Consider the following 15,003-nt stretch of genomic DNA (forward strand, 5'->3'; position numbering starts at 1 on the left):
TTTTTGGTGACTTTTTGTGAGCGTTTTCTTTTACTTTGCGAATTATTCCGTGAGATACTACAGCCATAGTGAACGTTATTAAAAATAAGCACAATTGCTTGAGAAAGAAGGCAAAACGATGGGTGACAAAATTAATGCTGGAATTGCAATGATGAAGGTTTTAGAAGACTGGGGTGTCAAGCATGTCTATGGGATTCCGGGAGGTTCAATTAACAGCACGATGGATGCTTTGCGTGTTGAGGGGGATAAAATTGCCTATGTGCAAGTACGCCATGAAGAAGTTGGTGCCCTGGCTGCCGCTGCCCACGCGAAGTTAACTGGAAAAATCGGTGTCTGTTTTGGTTCGGCTGGGCCTGGAGCCACTCATCTGTTTAATGGTTTATACGATGCCCAAATGGACCATGTGCCGGTGCTTGCACTTGTGGGTCAAGTTGGAACTGCAGATATGAACTGGGATTCTTTCCAAGAAATGAATGAGAACCCAATGTTTGCGGACGTTTCCGTTTATAATCGGACAGTCATGACTGCGGAAAGTTTGCCACATGTGATTGATGAAGCGATCCGGCGAGCTTACAAAGAAAATGGCGTGGCGGTGGTGACCATTCCGAATGATTTGGGTCGCCAAGAGATCCCTAATGATTTTTGGGCTTCAGGGCATAGTTTTGTTCAACCGCTTTTCCCAGAACCGGATAAAGCTTACATTCAACAGGCCTTGGACTTGATTGCTAGTGCCAAACGGCCAGTCATTTTTGCTGGTATTGGTGTGAAAGGCGCGACAGAAGAATTGATTGCTTTGTCGGATCGTTTGAAGTTACCGGTAGTTATGACCTCCATTTCAAAAGGAATTATTCCCGATGACTTTGAGGCTAACATGGGGTCGGCTTATCGCGTGGCAACGAAGCCTGGAAATGAAACCTTAGCCAAAGCTGATCTTATCATGATGATTGGCTCTGATTTTCCGTTTGGGCGCACGAAAAATCTTTTCCGCCCAGAAGTGAAGTTTATTCAAATTGATATTGATGCTGCGAAGTTAGGGAAACGACATCACGTGGATGTGCCGATTTTAAGCGATGCTAAAAAAGCGATGACACAACTAATTGCACAAAGTGAAGAAGTCCCAGCACGGCCATTTTATCAAGCTTGTGTGGCTAATATGAGGAACTGGCGAGCTTATTTGCATCAGTTAGCTGATAAAACAACAGATCCAGTCGAAGTGGGGGCGGTATTCAAACAAATTAATCGCATTGCCACAGATGATGCAATTTTTGCGATTGATGTTGGTGATGTCACAATGAATAGTTTGCGCTTTTTAAATATGAATCCTCAACAGCAGTTTACCACGTCGGCACTGTTTGCCACGATGGGGTATGGCATCGGCGCAGCTTTGGCAAGTAAATTAACCTATCCTCACCGTCAAGTTTTTAATTTAACCGGTGATGGTGCGTTTTCAATGGTCATGCAAGATGTGTTAACGCAGGTTAAAGAATGGTTGCCAATCATTAACGTGGTTTTTTCGAATAACAGTTTCGATTTTATTAAAGATGAACAAGAAGATGAAAAGCAGACTTTCTTTGGCGTTGCTCTTCAAGGGGCCGATTATGCCAAAATAGCTAACGGGATGGGCGCTCAAGGTATTTCCGTCAGTTCTCATGCGGAGTTAGCAGCGGCCTTTGATGAAGCCGCAAATGCGCAAGGACCAGTAGTGATCGATGTCAAAATTCGGCCTAATCGACCGCTGCCTGCAGAAAATCTGCAGTTGGATCCTGCAACCCATAGTGCCGAAGAAATTGCTGAATTCAAACGCCGCTATGAAGCAGAAGCGTTAGAACCACTGAGTGTTTATTTAAATGAATTTGAAGTGGAATAAAGCCCTCAAAAAAATGCTCACCTCCTTTAGGGTTGGGTGGCATTTTTTGCATGAGGCGCAAATTTAAGAAAACAAGCAATTTCGGTATGATTAGTGTTTTTAAGCATTGACACCAACGATTAGGTGAATAAAATAGCGTTGTGAGATTAACATCGGTAATGGCACAGATAAGGAGGATTTGTATGAAAGTGATTATAGTGGGGGCAACCCATGCCGGGACATTTGCTGCCCAACAAATTTTGACTGAACATCCAGATTATGAAGTGACAGTATATGAACGTAATGATAATTTATCGTTTTTATCCTGCGGAATCGCCTTATGGGTCGGCAATCATGTTTCTGATCCGAACAAAATGTTTTACAGTTCACCAGAGGCATTAAGCCAGCTAGGCGCCACAATGAAAATGCAACATGATGTGTTGGAAATTGATCCAGATAAGAAAACAATCCGAGTGAGAGATTTAATTTCCGGTGAAGTAACAACGGATTCTTACGATAAGTTGGTTATGGCAACGGGATCTGCACCGGTAATTCCGCCAATTGTAGGTGTAGACAATCCTCACGTGAAATTGTGCAAAGATTGGCAAGATGCCAAAGAATTGCGGCAGGTTTCACCAGATGCTAAATCTGTTGTGATCATTGGCGCAGGCTATATTGGTGCAGAACTAGCGGAACAGTTGGCGCAAGCTGGCAAGCAAGTCACTTTAATTGACGGACTCCCCCATGTCTTGGCAAAAAATTTCGATGAACAAATTAGTACCCGGGTCGAAGCAGATTTCGAAGCACACGGCGTTAAGCTTGCCATGAATGAGATGGTTCAAAAATTTGCGGGTGAGCAACAAGTTACAGTTACGACCACCAAACACCAGTATACGGCAGATTTTGCGGTCTTATCCGCTGGTTTTCGGCCGGCAACAGACTTACTAAAAGGTAAAGTCAAAATGCTGCCCAATGGCGCCATTATTACCGATGCGTACATGCGCTCTTCCGACCCAGATATTTATGCGGCGGGCGATGCTGCTGTGGTACATTACAATCCCACGCAGAAAGATGATTACATTCCTTTAGCGACAAATGCGGTGCGGCAAGGAATTTTGGTTGGTCATAATATCGCCAAACCAACTGTTAAATATTTAGGTACGCAGGCTTCTTCAGCAGTGGCCCTTTTTGGGAAGACATTGGCTTCTTCGGGACTGACGGTTAGTGGGGCTAAAGCTCGTGGGGTTGAAGTGGCGAGTGTAACGCATGAAGAAAATTACCGGCCAGAGTTTATGTTGAGTACGGCGCCGATCTTGATGCGATTAGTTTGGGATTCGAAAACGCGTGTTGTTCTGGGCGGTGCCTTTTACAGTGCTTATGATTGTGCACAATCGGCGAATGTGATTTCGTTGGCCATTCAAAATAAGATGACGATTGATGATTTGGCAATGGTGGATATGTTCTTCCAACCCAACTTTGATCAACCGATCAATTATGTGAATGCGCTGGCGATGGTGGCTGTTCAACAGAGTGCGAAGGAATAACATTTAGGTTTCACAGCCAAAAATGCGGTGGCGTTGTGGCGTTTCAAAAGGCAATTCCGACATAATGCCGTAATTGGCTATTCGCGCCATAATTTTGGAGCCATCAAGAAAAGAAATTAACACCAAAAATAAGCGGGCTTTTACGTGACGCTTATTTTTATTGAAGTAAGATTACCAGCTTTTTAAGAAACCATTAAATAAAATTTAACAGCGCTTACTTTCTTGGCAGTTAGTTGTATGATGATGGAATAAGATGCTCATTTGGGGAGTTGCTTACAAAAAGTTTTCGATCTTTTCTTTTAGTATTTCGCGGACTTGTAAAAGATCACTGATTAGAAATCTAAGCTTTTGGGAATAGGTTTCGGTAGGTAATTGACAGGACAAACATGATTTATGAAAGAGGAGAGATTATGGCAGACGCACTAGTTGTAATTGATATGCAAAATGCTTTAAAAGGGATGGCAGATTTTGACCGGGTTGTCTCACAAATTAATGACCGAATTGCACTTTATCGGCAGGAACGCAAAGCAATCTTTTTTATTCAAACATCGAACGAAGATATTTTAAGTGATACAGACGATTTCAAACTTGTGGATAATCTAAACTTTGACGCGCAAAAAGATGAATTTATCGTTAAGACTAAACCTGATGCTTTTTATCACACCAATTTGGAAGCTTATTTAAAAACGTATAACGTCCGTTCGATTGAAATTTGCGGTGGGCAAACGGAGTACTGTGTGGACATAACCATTCGGGTTGCCTGCCACTTGGATTATCAGGTAGAGGTTAAACGGGGGCTCACGACGACTTTTGATTCTGAATTATTGGATGCACACACGATCATTAAGCATCACGAAAATATTTGGGATGGCAGCTTTGCCAGACTTTTGGATTAAAAAATAACTAAAAAAGGACTTTAACTCCGCGTATAACAACAGAAGCCGACTGATTCGTTCTTTGAATCGTTCGGCTTCTGTTGTTAATTGGAGAAGTTAATCTTGCTCCGATTTTAGTTATTAAAATTCGGCGGCCCGAAAAGACAGGGAAATTTTCCCAGCCTCTCCCAGTCAGTCGTTCAAGAAAAACCAATTCTGTGCCTGACCTTATGGACGCACCCAGTACCCATTTTGAATAGTTTGAAGCATTTTGATTAATTGCTTTGTTTCGGCAATATCATGAACCCGCAAAATGTTGCCTCCGTGCAGAGCCATATAGGTTTCTGCAATTAAGGTTACAGGGAGCCGGTCTTCTTTTTTGAGACCAAACAGTTTTGCGCCAAAGCCTTTTCGGGAAATGGCAATCATGGTCGGTCGATTAAACTGGTTGAACTGATCAATATTACGCATCATAGCGTAGTCTTGATAACCATCAGCTACTTTAGCGTAGCCAATTCCCGGGTCAAGCGCAATGCGTTCACGGGCAATACCGGCATTTTGCAGCTGCAATAAGTTACGCTCAAAAAAGTTTTGCATTTCTTGGGTTAAATTATCATACTCGGTAGTTCGACTGCTGTGCATGGTGAGTAAACCAATATTAGTGGGTGCTAGTAAGGCAAGTTTGCGGGAGTCATCTGTAAAAGCATTAACATCATTAATAATTGCGACATTTTGCGTTTTGACCAGTGCCTGCATTACCTCATATTTGTACGTATCCACGGCAATGGGGAGCCCGGTAAAGGCTGCGTGGAGATAGTCGATATACGGCATAATGCGATTCAGTTCCTCAGACGCTGGAATTTCCTTAAACCCTGGCCGCGTGGTCTGGCCGCCTAATTCAATCACGTCGGTTCCAGCGGCGACCATGGCCTGAATACGCTGTTTAATTTTTTCCGGTTCAACATAGCGTCCGCCGTCATAAAAGGAGTCCGGTGTCAGATTTAAAATACCATAAATCAAAGGAGACGCCGTCAAATCACGGTGCTGTGTGCCGTAGTTCCAGTAAATAGCGTGGTTTTCATAAATTTGTTGTAAATCAGCGGCTAAATTGGGGAACTTAGCAATTAGCCGACTTCGAAACAATTGAAAAGCTGCTAAGGGGATCACTGTTTTTAGGTCCGCTGAGCGGCGTTCTACAGGCGCATCAAACGTCGCTAAAAGTGGCTCCATAAATTGTTGTTCCGAATTAGAAACTGACGTAAACTGCAAGGCAATGTGGCGATTTTGAATTAATGAACGGTATACCAGTTGGTCGGAAAAAGACGGGGAATCTGCAAAACTGGGAGTTAAATCAAATACTTTCATATTGATCATGCGCCACCTTTTCTAATAGATTTTTGACTGCCTTGGTCCGATGAAGAAAGGGCAGTTTTTCAGCCGTCGTCATCTCGGCTAACGTTTTGGTTTGAGCGTCCGGGATAAGGATTTTGTCGAAACCAAAGCCGTTTTGGCCTCGTTCTTCGTGACTGAAAGTTCCGGTGAAGACCCCCACGCTGTGATAGAGACGATGATTTGGTGTCCATAAAACTAAATCGGTCCGCAGGGTCACGTGCCGGTCCTGGCCGGCCACTAAAGCAATGAGATATTGATTTTTTGCCGCATCCCCTGGGTAGGCTGCCAGCTGTCGGGAGGTCTGCACGCCAAATCTTTGTGGATAAGCGGCCACGAGCATTCCAGAATCGTCGGCTAAAATAGAATGTTTCGGGAGTTTTTGGGCGATAAATAAGGCTTTTTGACGGGCGTTTTGAAAATAACTGCTGGTGCCTTCGCTTGGAAAAGCCAAACGCGGATTTACGGTTTGGTAAGATTGAGCAGCAATTGCAAAACTTTGCAAACAGGCAGCTAACTCAGCAGTTTTATCTAAGTTGTTAGAGGCAATCAGTAGTGGTTGATCAAACATGCAGTTCACCCTCAAATTGTTTAATAAAATAAAACGAACCAGTAATGACAATGACATCGTTTGCCGTGGCTTTTTGTTTAGCGCTAGTAAGATTATCCGCGGAAGTTGGTTCAGCAAATACACGGTCCTTTGGAAAGTGGCAGTCGCGTAGGATAACCGCTTTTAGCTGCGCTTGCGTTAGGGCGCGCGCGTGTTGACTGGGTGTATTCACGTAGACGGCCTTTGCTAAAGGCAGGTAGATCTGCAGCATCTCAAAATAATTTTTGTCCGCCAAAAAACCAAGCAGAAAAACGAACTTTTGATGTGGATACAGCGTCCGTAAGGTTTGGGCAAGTTGTTTGGCTCCGTCCGGATTGTGAGCACCATCTAAAAAAACGGTGGGTTGACGCTGTAACACCTGCATGCGACCCGGAATTTGAATTTCGGCTAGAGCCGCATGTACGTTAGCAGTTGCTAAGTTAACATGGTGTTGTTGCAGCCAAGTGACAGTACTCAGGACCGTGGCTAGATTAGCAATCTGGAAAGTTCCCAAAAGGCGTAAGTGAATCGTTTGGGCAGGAATCAATGGTCCGCTAAGGGTTACTGTAGTTCCTCTGGGTGTCTCCTCAAGAATTTTGACGTGTAGCTCACGGACAAAATGAATGGGCGTATGATTAACTTTGGCGGTCTGCCGCAAAACTTGGCGGGTGACGCGCTTTTGGGCAGGAGCGACAATGACTGCCGCGCCAGATTTGATAATGCCGGCTTTTTGGGTCGCAATTTTACGAATGGTCTTCCCTAAAATTTGTGTGTGATCGTAATCAATGTGAGTAATTACGCTAAGAAGCGGGGCATCGATTGCGTTAGTGGCGTCATTTTTGCCCCCAAGGCCGACTTCGAGAATAACAAAGTCAACGTTGGCTTGTTTAAAGGCTACAAGGGCAATTAAGGTAAACCACTCAAAAATAGAAAGGGGCGTTTTCGCCACTTTAGCTGTCACGGTCTGGCTAATGAGGTGGTAGGCCGCAAGAAACTGATCATAACTGATAAGGTGCCCGTCCAATTGAATTTGTTCACGATCATCCAGCATGGCCGGACTAGAAAAACGGCCAACGTGATAACCATTTTTTTGCAAAATTGCATTCAACATAGCACCAGTGGATCCCTTACCGTTTGTCCCGGCAATATGAATGATCTGATAAGCGTGATCGGGATGGTCCAAAGCGGCCAACAGATCCTGTAAAATGGCAACCCGATTTCCATCCGTAACCAACATTTGGTGATTCATTTCGGCAATTAATTTTTCATAGGTTAGTTGTGCCTGATTTACCATGAGCCTACCTCTGATGCGTCTGTTGTAAAAATTCGTTTTTAAGTTCGTGGTCGCTGCTAAAGACACCTAAAAATTTGTTTGTGTAGGTAAAAAGACCAGATTTATTAATACCGCGCATTTCCATGCACATATGGCGTGCTGAAATGGATACCGCAATTCCTTTAGGATTCAAGATGCGTTGTAGCTCATTTGCAATGAGAACCGTAATGTTTTCTTGAACACTCGGGCGATGCGAAGCAAAGTCTACTAACCGTGGAATTTTGCTGAGACCAATAATTTTACCGTTTTGCGGAACATAGGCTACGTTAACAGTGCCGAAAAACGGGAGCAGATGGTGTTCGCACATGGAATAAAAAGGGATATCTTGTACCAGCACCATACCAGCATTTTCTTCGACATCAAAGATTTTGTAATCTTCAAAATGTTCATTGCCAGTTGCAGAAAAAATTTCCGCATAGGCACTTGCAACCCGCGCGGGCGTTTCTTGAATGCTTGGCCGATCGGGATTGTCGCCGATTGCTTCGATGATGGTGTGAATCGCCGTCTCGATTTTTTTTGTGTTTTCATTATTCATAGATTGACTTACCTCTTGTTACCATAAATTTCCACCCAATTTTGGTCTGGAGTGGCTTCTAGTTGCTGTTTAGTTTGTGTGATGAGCTGTTCATCGTTTAAAACGTCTAATAACGAAATTAAAACAAAACGGCGATTTTTGATTTCTGGATGGGGAATCGTCAGCGTTTGATCATGATACGTTTCATGATTGAAATAGAGAATGTCCAGATCAATCGTGCGGGGACCCCAGTGAACCAACCGTTTGCGTCGAAGTTGCTGTTCGATTTGATGCAAGCTATTTAACAGATCATGCGCGTTTTGTGAGGTTACTAGCCGGATGGCAATATTTAAAAAATCATCTTGGACAACACCACCCACAGGCTGTGTCTGGTAGATCGGCGAAACTTGTTGGACGACAACGCCGGGAATTTGTTTGAGTTGTGCCACGGCTTGAGATAAATTAGCAGCTCGATCGCCCATATTAGATCCGACACTTAAATAGACTTGATTACTCATGATGACGATCTCCAGAAACTTCAATTTCAACGTTGTCAAAGATTCCCGCAATGGGCACGCTGTATTTGCGAACTTTCAGTTTAACGGCTTCAATGGTGGGGTATTTGTCTAAAATGAGTTGCAATAGATGATTGGCGACACTTTCAATCAAGTTAAAGTTATGATTCAAAACAAAGTCCTCGATCGTTTGATAAACGTCGGCATAACTGACGGTTTCTTTCAAATCATCATGTTGCACTTTCGTTTCAATGGGATAGGTGAGTTCAGCATCGATTTGTAAGCGCTGGCCTAACTTTTTTTCTTCGGCAAAGACGCCATTAAAGGTGTGAAAACTCATATTATTAATTCTAATTTTTCCCAAGTTGATTCCCCCAAATAAATTCTGCAATTTGTTACCCTCTAATAGTATCATGTTTAAGCAGGTGAGTCTTTTTTGAACGTCTTTATAATAAAGAAAAGCCATTTCTGCGCGATTAGGGGCCAGAAATGACTTTTTTAATGAAATTTATTTTATTGTTGAGAATTTAAGCGGCCAAATTAATCCGCATCCTGCCAAACTTTTTTAGCTGTTTCAATGACCAAGTTAAGTTTGGCCCATTGCTGTGCTTCGGTCAGATTGTTGCCCTCTTCGGTGGAAGCAAAACCACATTGGGTGGATAAGGCCAAATTTTCAAGCGGGACTTCCTGTTGCGCTTCTTGAATCCGAGTAACCAGTTGTTGCGGATCCTCTAATTCGGGGAATTTAGAAGTGACCAAGCCCAACACAATGCGTTTTTTGGGATTGTGATTCCAAATTTTTGCCAAGGGTTTAAAATCACCGTCGCGATCGCTATCATATTCTAGGAAAAAGCCGTCATAGTTTAACTGGCTTAAATAGTCGGCAACCACGTCATACCCACCAGAAAATAGGAAGGTGGAACGGAAATTTCCCCGACAAATATGAGTGGTGATCGTTAAATCTTCCGGAAGATCAGCTAACAATTTGTTGATAACGTACACGGAATCCTCGGCAATTTTACGGAAAGGCGCCTGCGCTTGCGGATCAGTTTTGTTTTCGTCTAGTTTGCTAATCAAAAAAGCCCACGTCGTGTCATCTAACTGGATGTAACGACAGCCAATTTCATAAAAATGCAAAAGTGTTTTGTGATAAGCCGTTGCCAAGTCATCCAAATAAGCTTGGTGCGTTTCGTAAAATTCAGGCGCATTATCACTACGATTATCACGGAATAGCAAGCTCGGGGATGGAATTGTCTGTTTGGCTTGAACCCCCTGTGGAACAATCGAATTTAGGAAGGTAAAGGCCTTAAAAAAAGGATGATTAGGATTATAACTAACTTTGCTGGTTAAGTAAGCGTTGTCCGTTCTGGTTTGTTGACCATGAAATTTGTAGCTTTGGTGATAGTCATATTTACCAACACCATTAAGACCCCAAAGAAAATCAAGGTGCCACCAAGAGCGGCTGAATTCACCGTCAGTAACTGCGTGTAAGCCTAATTCAACTTGTTTTTGAACAATTTTTTTGATTTCTTGATGTTGAATTTCTTCTAGTTGGGCGGCGGAAATTTTTTGGTCTGCAAAAACTTGATGGGCGGTCTTTAAGGCTGCCGATCGTAAAAGACTGCCAACTTGGTCAAAACGATAGGGTGCGTGTAATTCTGTTTGAATAGTCATATAAAAAACTCCTTTTTGGGTGTAATTAGATACGTAGATATAAAAAAACTCGTCCTCGACGATTAACGTCAAGGGCGAGCCTGCGTAAAGCAATGGTCACGGTACCACCTTAATTTAAAATAATTTCACAATTATTTTCTTAGAAAGCTCCTAATTCGAAGCTTTTTCGCGATAATGGGCGATCCATTTACATTTTGTCAAAGACTCAATGTAACTTATTCTCCAAGACCATCTTCGGATTCACCGCTTTACCTCGTTACATCAAGGGAGGCTCTCTGTAAAAGCGGAAAATCTTACTCATCTCTTCACTGTTTTTTAATTGATATCTAACTTGGCCTTAGCTTAGCGCGGATTAAATGGGATGTCAAGATGAAAAAAGATTTGACAGATTGAATATGGGCTCGTATAATAAGCAACATTAAATATAAATGAGAACCACGTGTGAAAGTGATTTGTGGAATACAAGTTAGCGAACTTTTAGAAAGTGTTTGGTGCTGAGAAAACATAGTTCCTAATTTGGAAAGACAATTACCAGCGGAATTATCAATGAGATAATTATGGATGCACCCATTATCGTGCCAATGTATCAAGTGCAAAAGCACGGCGTACATGGTGAGGTAGGCTTTGTGAGAAGCTTACGAAATAAGGTGGTACCGCGTGGAAACGTCCTTTGGATTTTATTATCCAAAGGACGTTTTTTATTTCATTCATTTTATAATCTGGAAAGGCGGGTATTTTTATGGAACAAACGCACAAATTTACATGGAAAGAACTTATTGTGGTGGCATCAATGTTATTTGGGATGTATTTTGGGGCAAGTAATTTAACCTTTCCTGTTCAAATTGGGCAGCAATCGGGATCGGCTTTTATTAGTTCAATTATTGGGTTTATCATTATGGGAACGATTTTACCGTTATTAGGCGTAGCAGCAATTGCCATCACCCGAACAAATGGGGTATATGAATTGGCACAACCGATTGGTAAAACATACGCTTTGATTTTTACCGTAATTCTTTACATCGCAATTGGCCCAGCGTTTGCGACACCACGAACAGCAACCGTTCCATTTGAATTTGGCATTGCGACGCATGTTAGCGCAGCGAGTGCCCCCATCTGGTTGTTAATCTATTCCGCTTGTTTTTTCACGGCCGTGATTTTGTTTGCCATTAACCGCCACAAAGTAGTGGATTATCTTGGACGTTACTTAAATCCGATTTTTATTGCAATGGTGGTTTTCCTTATTGTTGTTGCGATCTTTAAACCAATGGGAACAACGAGTGGTCATGCTGTGACAGGTGCTTGGAAGAATGGTGCTTTGAGCAACGGGATTATTCAAGGTTACCAAACCATGGATGCACTGGCGTCAGTAGAATTTGGAGTTGTCGTGGTTTTGGCGATCAAAGCGTTGGGCGTTAAAAAAGAATCGTCAGTGGCAAAATTGACAATTAAAGCGGGAATTTTGGCAGCAAGTGCCATGGCCGTTATCTATGCTGGATTAGCCTATGTGGGGGTTACCAGTTTAGGACATTTGAAAATCGCAAATGATGGTGGTATTGCCTTAGGTCAAATTACGCAGTACTTTTTTGGCAATGCGGGTGTCTACATTTTAGCATTTATGGCGACCATCACCTGCATGACGACAGCCGTGGGGGTAACAACTTCTTTTGCGACCGCCTTTAGTGGCTTGTTTCCTCAATTTGGCTATAAAACTTATGTGATCGTGGTCTCGATTGCTTCGTTTATCGTTTCCAATTTTGGGTTCGAAACCATTATCAATGCGGCCATGCCGTTCTTGATGTTTATTTATCCGCTGTGCATTACATTGATTATTTTATCGCTCTTGTCACCGCTGTTTAAGCGTGCTCGGGTCGTTTATATCTGGACCACTGTTTTTACTTTTGTTCCAGCAGCTGTGGATGGCTTGAACGCAGCTCCAGCAGTGATTGCCAAATCAATGGTTGTACAAAGCCTTACCAATTTTGAGAGTAAATATCTACCCCTATTCTCTCAAGGGTTTGCGTGGCTCTTGCCTGCCATTATCGGTTTTGCGATTGGCCTGGGAATTTATGTGGGCCAACGAATCTGGGCAAATGGACACGAAACGGTGAGTGAATCCGATTGGTCATAACGGCTAAAAAGGCTGTGAAGGACGGAAAGGTTTAAGGAGTCACATTCTTGATATTAAGTAAAAGACGGCATCCTAGCGTGACTAGGTGCCGTCTTTTTTAGTCGTAATGAAATGGGTTTCTTTAAATTTGCGGAAATGAAACTTTCATGATAAATTAATGATATGTATATTAGAACGGTTCAAAAAATGGAGGTTACCGAATGGAATACATACGGTTAATTGGTGTGCTGGTCATCATCTTAGGATTTGCGTTTAAATTAGACACGGTCGCAGTGGTGTTGATTTCAGCACTGGCCACGGCATTGGCTTCAGGAATTGATTTTACCAAGTTTTTAACGATTCTTGGCCAAGGATTTTTGGACAATCGGATGGTGTCGTTATTCTTCTTGACGTTACCGATGATTGGCATTATTGAGCGGAACGGCTTAAAAGCTTCGGCAGTCAACTTAATTCACCGACTACAAAATTTAACGCCGGGACGAATTTTTGATATCTACTTACTAATTAGGGAATTTGCGTGTGTGTTTGGGATCACCTTGCAAGGCCAAGTACAATTTATTCGGCCTTTGATTAACCCCATGGCACAAGCGGCTGCTAGTGTCGAAGCCAAATTGACACCCAAAGATGTGGATCGGATTAAGGCCCGTTCGGCAGCTACGGAAAATTTTGGTAACTTCTTCGCACAAAACTTATTTGTGGCTTCTGGCGGTGTACTGCTGATGGCTAGTACAATGAAATCATTGGGGTATAAAGTCGACCCAACCGGAATTGTCTTATATTCTATTCCAGTTGCGGTGCTAACTCTGGTCCTAGTTTTTGTTTATAACCGTTTCTTTGATCGTCAATTTAGTGGAAAGGGGCGTGGTCAACGTGACTAGTCTGATTAATAATATCCTCACGTTTCTTTACATGTTGATTGGGGTCGGTTTTTTAATTGCGGCAATTGAATCATTTCGGGATCATACGAACAAGGCGCGGTATGGCACTGGCTTATTCTGGACGTTGTTTGCGGTTATTTTTGGCTTAGGTCAGTGGCTACCGGCGGCGTTGGTCGGGGCTTTGCTACTGATTATTGGCCTTCTTTCCTTGTTAAACCAGGTCAAAGTCGGCAACATTAAAGAAATTAATGCTAAAACTGCCGAACAGGCGGCTCAGCGTTTAAAGGGCTGGATCTTTTTGCCAAGTATTATTTTGGCGATCACCGCGATTGTCGTTGCCCAGTTTACACCACTTGGCGGACAGGTCGGAATCGGGGCAGCGGCGATTTTATCTTTTGTTGTGGCGGTTGTTTTAACCAAATCATCCGGGAAGGCCGTTTTCGATGATACGCAACGGATGGTCCGTTCGGTTGGCTCTGCGGGAGTGTTGCCACAGTTATTGGCAACCTTAGGCGTAGTATTTACAGCCTCGGGCGTCGGTAAAGTGACAGCCCACGCTATTTCCAGTGTTTTTCCCACGGGCAGTCATTTATTAGGAGTTGTGCTTTACTGTGTTGCAATGGCTATTTTTACAATCATCATGGGTAATGCCTTTGCGGCGTTTGCGGTCATTACAGCGGGAATTGGAATTCCATTTGTTGTGGCACAGGGCGGCTCTGCGGTGGTCGTGGCCGCATTAGGGATGACGTCCGGTTACTGTGGGACATTGATGACCCCGATGGCAGCCAACTTTAACACTTTGCCGGTAGCTTTAATGGAGATGAAGGATCCGCTGGGGGTTATTAAGCAGCAGGCACCCATTGCCATTTGTATGTTGATTATTCAGATTTTGTTAATGTATGTTTTAGCATTTTAGTAATAGGAGGAAATAAACTAATGAAAATTCTTGTGACAGGCTTCGATCCTTTTGGCGATGATAAAATTAACCCCGCGATTGAGGCGGTAAAACGGTTGCCTGATACGATTGCAAATGCAGACATTGTCAAGGTAGAAATTCCCACAATTTTTGGAAAGTGTGCGGAAGTAACGCATGCGGCGATTGAAAAAGAACAGCCAGATTATGTGTTAAGTATTGGTCAGGCGGGCGGTCGTTTTGGTTTGACGCCAGAGCGGGTGGCAATTAATTTTGATGATGGACGGATTAAGGATAATGCGGGGTATCAGCCGTTGAATACGCCAATCCATGAAGATGGTGAAAATGCGTACTTTACACAATTACCGGTAAAGGCGATGGCTAAGGCAATTAGAAAAGTGGGATTACCAAGTAGTGTGTCGACGACGGCAGGAACGTATGTCTGCAATCATATTATGTATCAGGTACAGTATATGATTGATAAGGAGTTTCATGAGTTGAAGGCAGGGTTTATGCATATTCCGTTTTTACCGGAGCAGGTGACGGAGAGGCCGAATACGCCGTCGTTGAGTTTGGAAGATGACGTGAAGGGAATAACGGCGGCGATTGAGGCGATTGTGAGACAGGATGGAAAGCCGGACATAGAGAGTGTGGAAGGACATATCTCATAAGTGAACGAGGAAAAGCGGTAATAAGGGACCCATAAGCGTTGTGGAGGCGGGATCGCAATCCCGCAGGAACAATGCTTAGGGGTCCCTTATTGCTTTTCCGAGTTGTCCTCAGACTCGGCGGAAAGCAGCAGAAA

General features: G+C 43.2%; 14 protein-coding genes and 1 other annotated feature. Of the genes, 7 read left to right on the plus strand and 7 right to left on the minus strand.

The genetic code is table 11. The features are described 5' to 3' along the window. The first annotated feature begins 118 nt into the window (after nucleotides 1-118). The 3 genes from spxB to ACLJJ6_RS01000 all read left to right on the plus strand — a co-directional run bounded on the left by spxB (nucleotide 119) and on the right by ACLJJ6_RS01000 (nucleotide 4,286). Nucleotides 119-1,867: a pyruvate oxidase gene (gene spxB / locus ACLJJ6_RS00990; RefSeq protein ID WP_412989613.1), complete on the plus strand. Its 1,749-nt coding sequence runs from the start codon at nucleotides 119-121 to the stop codon at nucleotides 1,865-1,867. 182 nt (nucleotides 1,868-2,049) lie between these two features. Further along, nucleotides 2,050-3,390: an FAD-dependent oxidoreductase gene (locus ACLJJ6_RS00995; protein WP_412989614.1), complete on the plus strand. Its 1,341-nt coding sequence runs from the start codon at nucleotides 2,050-2,052 to the stop codon at nucleotides 3,388-3,390. Nucleotides 3,391-3,800: 410 nt separating this feature from the next. Further along, nucleotides 3,801-4,286: an isochorismatase family protein gene (locus tag ACLJJ6_RS01000; protein WP_412989615.1), complete on the plus strand. Its 486-nt coding sequence runs from the start codon at nucleotides 3,801-3,803 to the stop codon at nucleotides 4,284-4,286. A 207-nt stretch (nucleotides 4,287-4,493) separates the two neighbouring features. Here ACLJJ6_RS01000 and folP read toward each other — a convergent pair whose 3' ends face one another. From folP to ACLJJ6_RS01035, 7 genes are all read right to left on the minus strand, one after another. Continuing rightward, complete coding sequence (gene folP / locus ACLJJ6_RS01005) at nucleotides 4,494-5,630, minus strand: dihydropteroate synthase (protein ID WP_412990400.1); 1,137 nt, start codon at nucleotides 5,628-5,630, stop codon at nucleotides 4,494-4,496. Further along, complete coding sequence (locus ACLJJ6_RS01010) at nucleotides 5,617-6,225, minus strand: non-canonical purine NTP pyrophosphatase (protein ID WP_412989616.1); 609 nt, start codon at nucleotides 6,223-6,225, stop codon at nucleotides 5,617-5,619. Before ACLJJ6_RS01010 ends, folP begins: the two co-directional genes overlap by 14 nt. Continuing rightward, nucleotides 6,218-7,537 (minus strand): bifunctional folylpolyglutamate synthase/dihydrofolate synthase, encoded by a 1,320-nt coding sequence (locus tag ACLJJ6_RS01015; protein WP_412989617.1) that lies wholly within the window; start codon nucleotides 7,535-7,537, stop codon nucleotides 6,218-6,220. Before ACLJJ6_RS01015 ends, ACLJJ6_RS01010 begins: the two co-directional genes overlap by 8 nt. Nucleotides 7,538-7,541: 4 nt before the next feature. Further along, nucleotides 7,542-8,111 (minus strand): GTP cyclohydrolase I FolE, encoded by a 570-nt coding sequence (gene folE, locus ACLJJ6_RS01020; RefSeq protein ID WP_412989618.1) that lies wholly within the window; start codon nucleotides 8,109-8,111, stop codon nucleotides 7,542-7,544. 8 nt (nucleotides 8,112-8,119) lie between these two features. Beyond that, nucleotides 8,120-8,608: a 2-amino-4-hydroxy-6-hydroxymethyldihydropteridine diphosphokinase gene (gene folK / locus ACLJJ6_RS01025; protein WP_412989619.1), complete on the minus strand. Its 489-nt coding sequence runs from the start codon at nucleotides 8,606-8,608 to the stop codon at nucleotides 8,120-8,122. After that, nucleotides 8,601-8,969 (minus strand): dihydroneopterin aldolase, encoded by a 369-nt coding sequence (gene folB / locus ACLJJ6_RS01030; RefSeq protein WP_412990401.1) that lies wholly within the window; start codon nucleotides 8,967-8,969, stop codon nucleotides 8,601-8,603. The genes folK and folB overlap by 8 nt, the downstream gene beginning before the upstream one ends. Before the next feature lie 176 nt (nucleotides 8,970-9,145). Continuing rightward, nucleotides 9,146-10,279, minus strand: a complete 1,134-nt coding sequence (locus ACLJJ6_RS01035) for a vitamin B12 independent methionine synthase (protein WP_412989620.1) — start codon at nucleotides 10,277-10,279, stop codon at nucleotides 9,146-9,148. 67 nt (nucleotides 10,280-10,346) lie between these two features. After that, nucleotides 10,347-10,597: a binding site (T-box leader), on the minus strand. A gap of 421 nt (nucleotides 10,598-11,018) precedes the next feature. Between ACLJJ6_RS01035 and brnQ the strand changes: the two genes are divergently transcribed. The 4 genes from brnQ (at nucleotide 11,019) to pcp (ending at nucleotide 14,869) form a co-directional block, all read left to right on the plus strand. Continuing rightward, a complete protein-coding gene (gene brnQ / locus ACLJJ6_RS01040) occupies nucleotides 11,019-12,407 on the plus strand; it encodes a branched-chain amino acid transport system II carrier protein (RefSeq protein ID WP_412989621.1) in 1,389 nt (462 codons plus the stop codon). Between the two features lie 200 nt (nucleotides 12,408-12,607). Next, nucleotides 12,608-13,285, plus strand: a complete 678-nt coding sequence (locus tag ACLJJ6_RS01045) for a DUF969 domain-containing protein (protein ID WP_412989622.1) — start codon at nucleotides 12,608-12,610, stop codon at nucleotides 13,283-13,285. A 1-nt stretch (nucleotide 13,286) separates the two neighbouring features. Beyond that, the gene (locus ACLJJ6_RS01050; RefSeq protein WP_412990403.1) at nucleotides 13,287-14,201 is read left to right on the plus strand and encodes a DUF979 domain-containing protein; all 915 of its coding nucleotides are present in this window, start codon (nucleotides 13,287-13,289) and stop codon (nucleotides 14,199-14,201) included. A 20-nt stretch (nucleotides 14,202-14,221) separates the two neighbouring features. Further along, nucleotides 14,222-14,869: a pyroglutamyl-peptidase I gene (gene pcp, locus ACLJJ6_RS01055; RefSeq protein ID WP_412989623.1), complete on the plus strand. Its 648-nt coding sequence runs from the start codon at nucleotides 14,222-14,224 to the stop codon at nucleotides 14,867-14,869. The last annotated feature ends 134 nt before the right edge of the window (nucleotides 14,870-15,003 follow it).

The sequence above is a fragment of the Pediococcus siamensis genome, assembly GCF_047220215.1.
Lineage (GTDB): Bacteria > Bacillota > Bacilli > Lactobacillales > Lactobacillaceae > Pediococcus > Pediococcus siamensis.

Excerpts from the sequence above, each read along its gene's own strand:
- spxB (WP_412989613.1), top strand. The coding sequence starts at position 119 with ATGGGTGACAAAATTAATGCTGGAATTGCAATGATGAAGGTTTTAGAA.
- ACLJJ6_RS00995 (WP_412989614.1), top strand. The coding sequence starts at position 2,050 with ATGAAAGTGATTATAGTGGGGGCAACCCATGCCGGGACATTTGCTGCC.
- ACLJJ6_RS01000 (WP_412989615.1), top strand. The coding sequence starts at position 3,801 with ATGGCAGACGCACTAGTTGTAATTGATATGCAAAATGCTTTAAAAGGG.
- folP (WP_412990400.1), bottom strand. The coding sequence starts at position 5,630 with ATGAAAGTATTTGATTTAACTCCCAGTTTTGCAGATTCCCCGTCTTTT.
- ACLJJ6_RS01010 (WP_412989616.1), bottom strand. The coding sequence starts at position 6,225 with ATGTTTGATCAACCACTACTGATTGCCTCTAACAACTTAGATAAAACT.
- ACLJJ6_RS01015 (WP_412989617.1), bottom strand. The coding sequence starts at position 7,537 with ATGGTAAATCAGGCACAACTAACCTATGAAAAATTAATTGCCGAAATG.
- folE (WP_412989618.1), bottom strand. The coding sequence starts at position 8,111 with ATGAATAATGAAAACACAAAAAAAATCGAGACGGCGATTCACACCATC.
- folK (WP_412989619.1), bottom strand. The coding sequence starts at position 8,608 with ATGAGTAATCAAGTCTATTTAAGTGTCGGATCTAATATGGGCGATCGA.
- ACLJJ6_RS01035 (WP_412989620.1), bottom strand. The coding sequence starts at position 10,279 with ATGACTATTCAAACAGAATTACACGCACCCTATCGTTTTGACCAAGTT.
- brnQ (WP_412989621.1), top strand. The coding sequence starts at position 11,019 with ATGGAACAAACGCACAAATTTACATGGAAAGAACTTATTGTGGTGGCA.
- ACLJJ6_RS01045 (WP_412989622.1), top strand. The coding sequence starts at position 12,608 with ATGGAATACATACGGTTAATTGGTGTGCTGGTCATCATCTTAGGATTT.
- pcp (WP_412989623.1), top strand. The coding sequence starts at position 14,222 with ATGAAAATTCTTGTGACAGGCTTCGATCCTTTTGGCGATGATAAAATT.